The 268-nt window shown below is 62.3% G+C and carries 1 protein-coding gene; it reads right to left on the bottom strand.

All coding sequences use genetic code 11. From position 1 onward, the window contains the following. Nucleotides 1–268: PQQ-dependent sugar dehydrogenase (locus AUR66_RS16685; protein WP_197409843.1), on the bottom strand; the 268-nt coding region annotated here is incomplete at both ends.

The following is a 268-nucleotide window of genomic DNA, read 5'->3' as shown; positions in this document are numbered from 1 at the left end:
GTCGAAGGTCAGTCGGGAGCCAAAGTGCCCCGCCGAGTCGACAAACGGCTCGGCCGCGTGTAGTTGTTCGAACTCGGTGATTCGAGCTGTGTCGGTGTCGAGTTGGCCTCGTCCGAGGTGGGTGCTCGATGTGCCGTCGTCTCGTGCGGCTGCGTAGGTGAGATACACCCAGGGCTCGGTCGGATACTGTGGATGCAACGCGACGTCGAGGAGACCGCCCTGTCCTCGTGCATACACCTCCGGTGTCCCCTCGATTTGTTCTTTCGCC

Source organism: Haloferax profundi (assembly GCF_001469865.1).
GTDB classification, from domain to species: domain Archaea; phylum Halobacteriota; class Halobacteria; order Halobacteriales; family Haloferacaceae; genus Haloferax; species Haloferax profundi.
This window is presented reverse-complemented; position numbering and strand designations above follow the sequence as displayed.